This is a genomic window from Lutibacter sp. TH_r2, assembly GCF_033101135.1.
In the GTDB taxonomy this organism is placed as follows: domain Bacteria; phylum Bacteroidota; class Bacteroidia; order Flavobacteriales; family Flavobacteriaceae; genus Lutibacter.
The window spans coordinates 262,700-275,028 of record NZ_JAWMPV010000001.1; the positions used below are offsets into that span (position 1 = coordinate 262,700).

The following is a 12,329-nucleotide window of genomic DNA, read 5'->3' on the forward strand; positions in this document are numbered from 1 at the left end:
GTCATTCTGAACTTGTTTCAGAATCCCATCATAGTGTTTATTATTGATGAGAACCTGAAACAAGTTCAGGTTGACGAAAACTCAAACTTTCAGCAAGTCTTATTTTTTTAATTAATTATTAATGTCCTCCTTTTGGATGACTATCATTTGTATATCTTAACACTTTTGGATTACCTGTACCTCTAGCGTTGGTAATTTCGACCTTCCAAACTTTTCTTAAGTTTTCTAAAATAGCTTCATTTTCCGAATTCATAGCTAAATTTTGTAATTCAGCAGGATCGTTTTTTAGGTTGTACAACTCTTCATAAACAGGTTTTTCACCTTGTAATGGAGCTTCAATATAATCTCTGTAAACTGCTATTTCTGGATCATGTACTGCGTATAACATTTTAGATACTGGCATTCCAATTAATTTTGCTGCTGCAATTTCTTTGGTTGCCGAAAAATTGTTGTTTTTATAATATCTAATGTATTTCCACTCTTTATTTTGAACAGATTCGCAACGTGGATTTCCAAAGTGTGTAGACCATAAATTTTCAGTATACACATACTCTCTAACTTCTTGATTTTCACCCTTAATTAAAGCTGAAATATCTTTTCCTTGAAATGAAGCTGGTTTTTCAATTCCAGCCATTGCTACCATTGTTGCAGCAATATCAATACTTTGTACCAAAGCATCACTTTTAAAACCTCTTTGTTTTTTCTTTAACCTTGGATCTAAAACAATCATTGGTACGTGCGTTGTTTTTTCATAACATAAAGATTTTCCACCTAAACCTTGTTCTCCCATAAATAAACCATGATCTGAACTAAAAATAATTACAGTGTTTTTGTCTAGTTTTAAATCTTTTAACTTTTGTCTTAAATTTCCAACCAAACGATCAATTCCAGTCATAGCTTGTAATTGGCGTGTGTAACGCTCAATAGTTCCTTCTGGAGTATCAGAATAATCATAACCTTTTTGTCTGTCTTCTACTTTATGAATAGCTGCAGGTAATTTTGGTGTTTTTATATCTTTTTTAGCTATATAATTTTCAGGTAAAGGAATATCTAAATCTCTGTACAAGGTTTTATAAATTTCATCGTCATCTTTTTTCATTTTCATGGTACTTGTACTTGCGCCATGCGGTAAATTAAAATTAATCGATAACATAAAAGGTTTGTCTGCTGGTCTTTCATCTAAAAACTTAATTGCACCTTTTAAATTACGCTCATTAGGATCTATAAAGTCATCAACTGCTTCATTTAAAATTTCAGGTTGTGTAAAGGCAATTGCATCGTTAAATATTTTGTGACGGTTTTTTGGATAAAAACTTAAATGTCCGTGACCAGCATACCAATAATCAAAACTATTATCCATTAATCCGCTGGTATAACCGCCATCACCAATTGGTGCGTGATTTTTTCCAATCCAACCCGTAAAATAACCTGCTCTTCGCATAACCATTGGATACGATTGCTCCCAAGCTTCATCAGAAACACTTGTTCCCGAATTAAAGTTTACGCTGTGAGTGCGCTCATATTGACTTAATAATATTGAAATTCTACTTGGAGTACAAATAGCACTTGTAATGTGTGCGTTTGTAAACAAAACACCTTCATTCGCCATTTTATCAATGTTTGGTGTTTGTACAATCTCATTTCCTGTACAACCCATTAATCCATAAGATTGATCATCGGTTAGTATAAAAACTATGTTGGGACGTTCTTGGGCTTGAAGAAATTGAAGTCCTAGAAAACAAATGATTATAAATTTTTTCATTTTTATTATTTATTAAATTTTAGCTTCGTTATTAAAAGAAAAGAATTTCACTCTCTTGTTACGAAGTAAAATTATTAAATACATCACATTATTAATATTGAGTATCACTATAATACTACAACATATGTTTAAATAAATTAAAAAACAGAACTATATAATGTTTATACAAACACCCTTAACCACCGCTTTTATTAACTATTCAAAAGGTTTTATTATAAATAACATTTCTATTTATTGAATTTGGTTTTCCAAACATTAATATATTTTTATTGAATACAAACATTAGTGTCCCTAATTAAAACATATGTTGCAATGAATCTAATTGATTTAAAAGATATTTGTTCTTCTTATTAAATACGATTTTTATGAAAATTAAAATTTTATTTCTGTGCGTTATTTTTGCTCTAACTATTTCTTGCGCAAAAAAGACTTCAGAAGAAAAACCTACTAGACCTAATATTATTTATATTATGGCAGATGACCATACGTCTCAAGCTTTTGGAATTTATGGAAGTCGATTGGCAAAATTAAACCCTACTCCAACATTAGACAAAATAGCTAATGAAGGTATTATTTTTGATAACTGCTTTGTAAACAACTCAATTTGTACGCCAAGTAGAGCAGCAATTTTATCTGGTCAACACAGTCAGGCAAATGGTGTTTTAGATTTAGAAGGTGAACTTCCAATGGACCATCAATATTTACCTATTGAAATGAAAAAATTAGGGTACCAAACTGCAATGATTGGTAAATGGCATTTAAAAGCTGAACCTAATTTTGATTATTACAATGTATTTACAAAACATGGACAACAAGGTTCCTATTTTGATCCCTATTTAACGCAAACTGGAATGCATTTTGCTGAAGAAAAAGATCCAGCTTATGAAGGAAAAATGTATAAAGGACATAGTTCAGACATTGTTGCTGATATTACTATAGATTGGTTAAAAAATAAAAGAGATAAAACAAAACCTTTTATTTTATTTCACCAATACAAAGCACCTCACGATGATTTTGAATACGCTCCAAGGTACAAAGATTATTTAGAAGATACTTTTATTCCTGAACCAGAAAGTTTATATGACAATAAAAACAACGGTTCAATAGCTACAAGAGGAGAAAATGATGAATTACTATCTGTAATAGGTTCTTCTGTTTCAAAACGAAATACCATTAGAAATAAAGGAATGAGAACGTGGAATAAAAAATCTGTACGTTTTTCTGATCCTGACTTTGATCCTTCAACAAAAATTAACGATCAAATGACTGATAAAGAGTATACTTCTGCTACTTATCAAGAATATTTAAAAAGATATTTACGCTGTGTTAAAGGTGTGGATGACAACGTTGCAAGATTAATTGAGTATTTAAAAGCTGAAGGTTTATATGATAATACTATTATAGTTTACACTGGTGATCAAGGGTTTATGCTTGGAGAACATGATTATGTTGATAAGCGTTGGATGTATGAAGAATCTTTACGTATGCCTTTCTTTGTTCGCTATCCTGAAAAAATTAAAGCTGGTTTAAGAACTGATGCTATTATTAACAACACCGATTTTGCACCTACTTTAATTGAAATGGCTGGTGGAACTCCGCCAGAGGCAATGCAAGGTCATAGTTTTAAACATATATTAGAAACTGGTGAAGAACCTGAAGGTTGGCAACAATCTACTTATTACAGATATTGGATGCATATGGCACATGCACACGCAAATCCTGCTCATTTTGGAATAAGAACAAAGCAATACAAATTAATTTTCTTCTATGGAAGGTATTGGGTAGATACTGACAATCCAGATGCTGAATGGAATAAAAAAAGTTGGGGTAATAGATTTACATTACACACGCCAGCTGCATGGGAATTTTACGATTTATCAAAAGACCCTAAAGAAATGAATAATGCATATAATGACCCAGCATATAAAGATATTATCGCCAATTTAAAAGAGCAATTAACTGCTAAACGTAAAGAACTTAATGAAGAAGATGGAGAGAAATTTCCTCACATTCAAAAAGTTATTGACGAACATTGGAACGATTAACAATAGTGTAGTTTAGTAAAATTAAGATTATACTAATTTTTAGATTGATTAAGAAAAGCGTGTTTTTTACACGCTTTTTTTTATTCAACAAACCAAATTACTTCATCTAATAAACTATTGTGTTTTTTATTAGATAAAACAGTTAACGTATTTTTACCTTTTAGTAATTTAACATTGTTAAAAACAATTGTTTTGTAATCTGATGTTAGTTTTTTTGACGCAATTTTTTTACCATTTACTTTTAACGTTATACCTTTTAAATTTGTAAAAACTTTTACATTAACAACATCCTCTGTACGCTTATTATTTCTTCTTTCAGCAATATATAAAACTGGTTCTTTTGACCAATTTGCCTTGTAAAAATAAAAAGCATCTTTTTTTATTTCTCTATCAAAAGTTACCAAACCTTTGTGATTTAAATTTCTAACTCCACCTCTATTCCAGCTAGCAACAGAAAAATCGAACATATTCCATATAAAAGTTCCCCAAACAAAAGGTCTTTCCTTTAATATTTTCCACGTAGTTTCGTGGTATTCAGTTTGTATTTGCTCTGGAAAAATATTTCCTTTTGGTTTTTCTAACTTACTTCTATCTTGGTGAGCAATATTTGCTCCAACACCATACTCACTTATTCCAATTTTAATAGTTGGTTGAATTTTATGTGATTCATCAATCCATTTTCCCATATCTGAATAATCTCCACTATACCAACCAAAATATTTATTCCACGCCTGCAAATCTGTAATACTACCCATATTAGAAGTTATTCCTCTATCACTTGCTGAAGTTGTTAATCTAGTTTTATCCAAATTATGAGCAATTTTATTCAATTCTTTAGTTAATCCAACAGGAAATTCGTTTGGATCCTTCCACGCTCTAACTTCGTTCCATAATCCCCAAACAAAAATACTTGGATGATTGTAATTTTGAAGTATCAACTCTTTAAGTTGTTCTTTGGCATTACCACCTTCTCTTCCTGTATAATCATGTACAAAAGGTATTTCTGCCCAAACTAATATTCCTTTTTCATCTGCTATTTCATACATTTTATCAGATTGTTGGTAATGTGCTAACCTTAACGCAGAAGCTCCAATTTCATCAATAAGGTCCATATCTTTTTCATGCTGTTTATTTTCCAAAGCAGGACCAAATTGTTTCCATTCTTGATGTCTACAAACTCCAAACAACCTATAAGGCTCTCCATTTAAAACAAAACCTTTGTCATTATCAAAATTATAAGTTCTTATTCCAAATTTTTGCTCTACAATATCAACTTGATTGTTATTTTCTAATTGAATTTTTAGAGTATATTGACTTGGGTTTTTTCTAGCATTCCAAAGAATAGGATTTTCAATATTTATTACTTTTGAAACTACTTGATTTTTAGAATTTAAAACCTGTTTCACTTCATCAGAAAAAACCACTTCATTATTACTATCTACAAGCGTATATTTTAAGTCAATATTATTCGAATCTGATGTATTAGAAATATGGGTTCTCACCTCAACTTGCGCTCTTTTTTCTTCTACTAATTTTGTTTCAACAAACACACCCGAAGAGGCAAAATACGTTGGGTCGATAGCACATTTTGGAGTACTAAATATTTGAACTGGTCTATAAATACCTCCATAGAAATTAAATAATTTATCGTTTGTTGGAATGCGTTTATAATTTGGCTCATTAGTTACATTTACTGCTATTGTATTTTCTCCATTTTTATTTATAGCATCTGTAATTTCAAAACAAAATGCCGAATATCCTCCTACATGTTTACCAACACTCACTCCATTAACATATACTTGTGTATCATGGCCAACACCTTCAAAACGTATAAAAATTCTATCGTTTTTTATGGTTTCAGAAAGTTGCAAACTAGTTTTATACCAAGCTTCACCACGGTAATACCCTATATTTTCAATAGCATCCATTGAGTATGTATGTGGTATTTTTACTTTAGACCAAGTAGATGTATCAAAATTTAGTGCTTCCGCGCCATTAAATTTACCTTTAACAAAACTCCAATCTTCTAATTTCAAAAAATCCCTTTCTTTTAAAAAAGGGATTTGTGCGTTTATATTACATGAGATTAGGGCTGTTATAATAAAAAAGATGTATTTTTTCATAAATGCAATTTAATTATAATAATCCCAGAAATCGAATTCTACAGCATCAATTTTTTCTTTATCATCACCTAATTCTATTGCTTTTTCTTTCATTTCTTTTTGCATTTCTGCAACCTTCTGTTTGTATTCGTTTAAGAATGAAAGATTAGTAGTTTCCCACGGATCTTTAACTACATTAAATAATTGAGTTACTCTAGAACCTGCAACAAATTTTCCTTTTTTATAATGATTTCCATCTGCTTTCACATATTCAATCAACTTAAAATCACCTTTTCTATAAGCTCTTTGAAATTGTTTATATGCATGATATGTATAATCTCTAACTTGATTAACTTCATTATTAATTACAGGAACTAGACTTTTACCATCTATTGATGTAGGTTTTTCTATATGAGCTAAATCGCATACTGTTGGAAAAATATCATGAATATAACTTAAAGAATTTATGGTTCTACCCTTATCTTTAATTAAGTTTCCTGAAATAATAAATGGCACATGGATTCCATCTTCATCATACACACTTTGTTTCCCCATTAAACCATGATTACCTACAGCTAAACCACTATCACCAGCCAATACAATAATTGTATTTTCGTATTGTCCACTTTCTTTTAGAGCTGTAATAACTTTCCCAATTTGCGCATCTAAATGAGTAATAATAGCATAATAGCTTGCTAAATGTTGTTTTGCAACATCTAACGTTCTTGGCCAAGGTGCTAAAGCTTCGTCTCTTAAAACCATATCTCCATTATCAAAAGGATGCTGTTCCATGTATGAAGGAGGTAAATTAATATCTTTTACTGGATACATATCCATATACTTTTTTGGAGCTTGTCTAGGATCATGTGGCGCATGAAAAGCAACATACATAAAGAATGGTTTTTTCTTATTACTTTCCTTTATATATTTTGAAGCTTTTGCAGCAAAAACTTCCGAGGTATGTGGTCCATTAGCTTCTGTACCTGTTGGACCTCTTTTATCATCTTTAGTTAAACCACGTCTTTTTGTGTTTCCATCTTTATCATAAATCAACAAAAAAGCTTCACCTCTTGTATAATCGCTTTTTTTATCAAAATCCCAAAAAGGCATTCTAAAATGGTCTGTTAGATAAGCACTTCTACCCATAATATTATCACCCGTATCAAACGATCTATTTAATGAAGGATTCCCTTGATGCCATTTTCCAACAATATGAGATGTATAACCTGCTTTTTGAAAAGCTTCACCCATTGTAGTATCAGTTGTAGGAATATGACGCCCTTGAGCTTTTAAATTAAATAACTGTCTTCCTGTATGTAACATTGCTCTACTTGGCATACACGTTGCTCCAGAAAAAGACCCCATTAAATAGGTGTTTGTAAATGCAATACCTTCATGAACTAGAGCATCTATATTTGGGGTTTTTACTGCCATATTTCCAAGAGCATGAACTCCGGTATATCTATGATCGTCCGTATATATAACAAGTACATTAGGTTTTTTACTTCTTTTCTGTGAAAATAATTGAGTTGAATTTACAACCGCTAATAGTAGTAAAACTATTCTTATAAGATTTTTACTGTTTTTCATTTTTATCTTTTATTATTTTAATGACGTAAACTTTATTGATGTCGTTTCTAAACCTTCGGAAGTGGCTTTAAAAATAATATCACCTTCTATTTCAGTTGTTTTAATAATAGCTAAACATTTACCGTTAAAAGCTCTTCTGCTGGAAGCTTGAAAAGAATCTAGATTCATATTATCACCATTTCCAACTCCAATTAAACTTGCTTCTCCAGTAACTTCAAAATTGATAACATTAGCTGCTTTTGGCACCACATTTCCATCTTTATCTAAAATTGTACATTCAATGTAGCTCAAATCTTCTCCATCAGCTTTTAAGTTAGTTCTACGTACAAATAATTCAATTTTTGCTGCTTTTCCTGCCGTTTTAACTTCTTTGGTTGCAATTTCTTTTCCGTACTTGTATGAAATAGCTTTTAAAGTTCCTGGTTTGTAAGTGACTTTCCACTCTTGATATTCAACATTGTTTAAGTTATTTTTTTGTTTACCTAAAGATTTTCCATCTTGAAATAATTCAACCTCATTTCCATTTGTATAAGCGTAAACGGTAACTTCTTTCCCTTCCATACCCTCTAAATTCCAATGAGGAAAAATATGAACCATTGGCTTATCAGACCATTGTGATTGATAAAAATAATAACCATCCTTTGGGAATCCACATAAATCTATAGGAGCGAAAGATGATGAACGTGCTGGCCAACCAAAAGGAATCACTTCACCTAAATAATCCCAACCAGTCCAAATAAACTGTCCCATAATGTCATCTCTATTTTTAATATCTTTCCAAGCTTGTACACCTCTATAACCAATTAATTCTCGTTGTTCAACCCATTTGTAAGCATCATCACTTGTATAGCCTAGTTTTTTCCACCATTCTTCTTTTTCTTTTCCATATAAATAAGTGCTACGTGGATAATAAGATTGAGCCGAAGCGCATTCTGTTACAATTCCCATGGCGTTTGGAGCAATTTTATCTTCTCTATCTAATCCATTTTCTTTTATATAATTGTAACCTCTAATATCACTTGTTTGCGCGGCACCTTCACTTGGCCAAGCATCCCAACCGTAACCAATGAGTCCATTTGTTACAGGTCTATCATCTAGTTTATGAATAATATCTATCAATCTATTTGCAATTGGAATACCTTCATCTGTTTTCATTTGGTCAATTTCGTTTCCAATACTCCACATAACAACAGATGGATGATTTCTATCTCGTAAAACAAAATCAGTTAAATCTGTATCTGCCCATTCTTTAAATTTATCAGCGTAAAATTTTACAGGAATACGAATCTTTTTTCCATCTTGAATTGTTGCTGGTTTTTTTACAACTTCCCACTCGTCAAAAACTTCGTTCATTACCAAGAATCCCATTTCATCACAAACCTCTAAAAATTCAGTAGAAAAAGGGTTGTGAGCAGTACGCACAGCATTACATCCCATTTCACGTAGAATTTCTAACTGACGCTGAATTGTTCTTTTATAAATTGCTGAACCAAGTGGACCACCAGCATGGTGTAAACAAACACCTTTTAATTTTGTTTGAACTCCGTTAATTGAAAAACCAGTTTTATTACTATACTGTAAATCTCTAATACCAGTTCTTGTAGTTTCTTCGCCAATTAATTCACCTTTGTTAAATAACTGAACTTTTACGGTATATAATTCAGGTGTTTCTGGCGCCCACAATTTAGGGTTTTCAATATCAATTGAGACATTTAAGCTTTCTGCTTTATCAGGTGAAAGTGTAACTTCATTTTCTTTTGAAACAACTTCAACATTATTTTTTAAAACTATTGTTTTTGCGGTAATATTGGTAGCTTCACTAAATTCATTTTTAATGTTAAAAGCCGCATTTATAGTTGCCGTTTCTTTTGAAATTTTCGGAGTTGTTACATACAAACTCCAATTTGGAATGTATGTTTTATTTCTAATTTTTAAAGTTACATCTCTGTAAATTCCTGTTCCGGTATACCATCTAGAACCTGGCTGCTCACTATTATCTAAAGTAACGGTTAAAACATTTTCTTCATCAAAATTAATATGTTCCGTTAAATCATACTCAAACCCAATATATCCCATTGGTCTATAACCAACTTTTTGTCCGTTTATGTAAACAACAGAATTTCTATAAGCTCCATCAAAATACACAAACACTTTGTTTTCTTTTCTACTTGCAGGAACTGTAAAAGTTTTTCTGTACGTAGATTTTCCAGTTGGTAACCAGCCACCTCTAGAAAAAGAAGGATTTTCTTTTGAAAAAGGACCTTTTATACTCCAATCGTGAGGAACATTAATTGTTTCCCACTTTGAATCATCAAAATTTGGTTGAATAGCTTCTGATATTTCCCCTTTGGAAAACTGCCAATTTTTATTAAAATTAATGTTAGCTGTTTGAAATTCTTCCTTTTTTGAACAAGAAGATAGCACTAACAAAACAATAGCTGTAAGATTTAAAAAGTTTTTTGAAAAATTCATTTGTTTAGGTTAATTTATATTTTAACAACTGTAATTATAATTTGTTTGTTTTTGTTTTTTTTGCTTGCATTATTTTTTGCTGTCTCAACACCTCGTTATAATCGCCTGTTAGGTATTGTTTTTTATCTTCAGCTTTTGTACTTCTGTTAAACATAATGCTATATTTTTTATAATCGTTATAGTTAATAGCTTCTGCTTCAATTTTTTCTAGTTGTTTGTCGTATAGCTTGCGCATTTTCTCCAATTGTTTTTTGTATTCTGAAGTACTCGCATAGTTATTCATTTCTAATCGATCTTTTCCAATATTGAACAATTCTTCAGTTGGTTGCATTTTATCATTTGCATACTGCCAATAAATGTATTTCCAATCTTTAGAAACCACACTCATTGCCTGAATTTCATCATTTCCCCACATATTTGTTAACGCAACAGTTTCACGACCAATTCCTTTTGGATTATTTACTAAAGGAAGTAAATTTTCACCATCCATATTTTTAGGAATTTCAACACCTGCATAACTTAAAATTGTCGGAGCCATATCAATGTTTGCTGTAACAACTTCACGTTTTTGACCTCTTTTATTTTTAGGTGTTCTAGGATCATAAATAATTAAAGGTGATTTTGAAGCTTCTTCATAAGGTAATACTTTACCTCCAAAATTATGTGCTCCACAACTATAACCATTATCACTGGTAAATATGATTATTGTATTCTCATCTACACCTTGTTCTTTTAAAGATTTACGAATCATTCCTAACGCATAATCTACTCCATGAATTAATTGATTGTAACCTTTAATAGCTTTTTGATAACTCTGTTCAGAATCTCTCCAAAAATTATAGCTATTGTATTGACGTCCAGATTTTGCTTGTGGCGATAAATGTGTTGCATTCTCTGCTCCGTAATTAGCAGGTTTCTTATATTCCTTATTTTCATAAACATAATCAAAATACTTGTCTGGTGTAAATGGTAAATGCGGCGCCTTAAAACTTATAGACATACAAAATGGCTTACCCGATTTTTTTGCTTCAGAAATAAAATCATTTGCCCAAGCTCCATAAGCGCGTGTACTATGTGGATATTTTTTTGCGTATTTGGCTATAGATGGATTTTTGGCAGTTTTGTATTGTGTTTGCCCAGGACCTCCGCCCCACATATCAAATTCTTTTGCAGGTATTACCTTCATGTTTTTATCGTCCCAACCTTCTTGATTTGAAACTGGAAACCCAAATTTACCTGCAAATCCGGTAAAATAACCTGCTTGTTTTAAAATTACTGGATATGACTTTTGAAATTTTTCTGGACGTAAAGATCCATGCATAAAATTACAACCTGTTTTATACTCGTACATACCAGTCATAATTGTAGCTCTACTAGCCATACAAATAGAAGTAGTATTGTAATGGTTTTCAAACAAAATTCCTTCTGCTGCCAAATTATCCATATTTGGGGTTACTACTTGATTGTTACCATAACAACCTGTTGCAACACTTGTTTGATCATCAGAAAGTAAAAATACAATGTTTGGTCGCTCATCTTTTTGAGCACATGAAATAAGGGAATTTATTACAACTATAGTTGTTAAAATAAGCTTCAATTTTTTCATAATTTATTTATAAATATTATAACTCAAAGCTATTCTATTTATAACAAAATGTTCCAAATTGAGTATTGTAATAGTATTACTATAAAATAAAAATACACAACATATGTTCAAGAACATTTTATATTTTTAGGTGATTTTAAATTTTAAAATCAAACAAAATTTAACATAAAAAACTCTTCAACAGCTAAAACTCTGCTTTATTTAAGAAAATTTAGAGCTTTTAACTTGAAAAAAATAAGCGTTATTCTATAAATTTTATATACGTATAGTATACACCGTATTTTTCTTTTCCTTCAATAAAATCATTCACCAATAAGGTTTTTCCTTTTTTTTAAATTAACCAAAAAAACAACTTCTTCATCATTTTTTTGTATTGCTTTTTCTAAAATTTGATTAGCTATTAAAATTCTAACTTTTTTTGGAGTTATTGGTTTGTAATAATACATTCCACCTTTTGGGTTTATATAAGGCACACCTAATATATTGACCCTGAACATTCTACTGGCCATCTTCTACAAGAAATTCTATACAAACCATCTTTTTCAACTTTAATAGCATGCATATTATTCATATTCTTTAATCCTTCTGAAACCTGTTGAGCTTTCCAAATACCTATACTTTCACCAATTGCATGTTGAATATAACCTTTAAATTGTTTAGGCTTATTATTTACGTAATAAATATCATTAAAAAATCTGTTAACCTTACTGACTCTTTATAAAAACTATCTAAATTTGGTGTTTTTTCATACT

The 12,329-nt window shown here is 30.8% G+C and carries 7 protein-coding genes; 1 reads left to right on the forward strand and 6 read right to left on the reverse strand.

The features are described 5' to 3' along the window. Positions 1 to 118: 118 nt before the first annotated feature. Positions 119 to 1,762, reverse strand: a complete 1,644-nt coding sequence (locus tag R3X25_RS01195) for a sulfatase-like hydrolase/transferase (protein ID WP_317671034.1) — start codon at positions 1,760 to 1,762, stop codon at positions 119 to 121. 365 nt (positions 1,763 to 2,127) lie between these two features. Between R3X25_RS01195 and R3X25_RS01200 the strand changes: the two genes are divergently transcribed. Then, the gene (locus tag R3X25_RS01200) at positions 2,128 to 3,807 is read left to right on the forward strand and encodes a sulfatase (protein ID WP_317671036.1); all 1,680 of its coding nucleotides are present in this window, start codon (positions 2,128 to 2,130) and stop codon (positions 3,805 to 3,807) included. An 80-nt stretch (positions 3,808 to 3,887) separates the two neighbouring features. Here R3X25_RS01200 and R3X25_RS01205 read toward each other — a convergent pair whose 3' ends face one another. From R3X25_RS01205 to R3X25_RS01225, 5 genes are all read right to left on the reverse strand, one after another. Next, positions 3,888 to 5,843, reverse strand: coding sequence for a glycoside hydrolase family 2 protein (locus tag R3X25_RS01205; protein ID WP_317671038.1), 1,956 nt, complete (start codon positions 5,841 to 5,843; stop codon positions 3,888 to 3,890). 96 nt (positions 5,844 to 5,939) lie between these two features. Further along, on the reverse strand, positions 5,940 to 7,499 hold the full coding sequence (locus tag R3X25_RS01210; protein WP_317671041.1) for a sulfatase-like hydrolase/transferase: 1,560 nt from the start codon (positions 7,497 to 7,499) through the stop codon (positions 5,940 to 5,942). Between the two features lie 12 nt (positions 7,500 to 7,511). After that, on the reverse strand, positions 7,512 to 9,971 hold the full coding sequence (locus R3X25_RS01215) for a sugar-binding domain-containing protein (protein WP_317671043.1): 2,460 nt from the start codon (positions 9,969 to 9,971) through the stop codon (positions 7,512 to 7,514). 34 nt (positions 9,972 to 10,005) lie between these two features. Further along, positions 10,006 to 11,577: a sulfatase gene (locus R3X25_RS01220; RefSeq protein WP_317671045.1), complete on the reverse strand. Its 1,572-nt coding sequence runs from the start codon at positions 11,575 to 11,577 to the stop codon at positions 10,006 to 10,008. Between the two features lie 302 nt (positions 11,578 to 11,879). After that, a complete protein-coding gene (locus R3X25_RS01225; RefSeq protein ID WP_317671047.1) occupies positions 11,880 to 12,074 on the reverse strand; it encodes a hypothetical protein in 195 nt (64 codons plus the stop codon). Between the last annotated feature and the right edge of the window lie 255 nt (positions 12,075 to 12,329).

What these genes read in the sequence shown, in the direction of transcription:
- R3X25_RS01195 (WP_317671034.1), bottom strand. Translation starts at nt 1,762, where the DNA reads ATGAAAAAATTTATAATCATTTGTTTTCTAGGACTTCAATTTCTTCAA.
- R3X25_RS01210 (WP_317671041.1), bottom strand. Translation starts at nt 7,499, where the DNA reads ATGAAAAACAGTAAAAATCTTATAAGAATAGTTTTACTACTATTAGCG.
- R3X25_RS01215 (WP_317671043.1), bottom strand. Translation starts at nt 9,971, where the DNA reads ATGAATTTTTCAAAAAACTTTTTAAATCTTACAGCTATTGTTTTGTTA.
- R3X25_RS01200 (WP_317671036.1), top strand. Translation starts at nt 2,128, where the DNA reads ATGAAAATTAAAATTTTATTTCTGTGCGTTATTTTTGCTCTAACTATT.
- R3X25_RS01225 (WP_317671047.1), bottom strand. Translation starts at nt 12,074, where the DNA reads ATGTTCAGGGTCAATATATTAGGTGTGCCTTATATAAACCCAAAAGGT.
- R3X25_RS01220 (WP_317671045.1), bottom strand. Translation starts at nt 11,577, where the DNA reads ATGAAAAAATTGAAGCTTATTTTAACAACTATAGTTGTAATAAATTCC.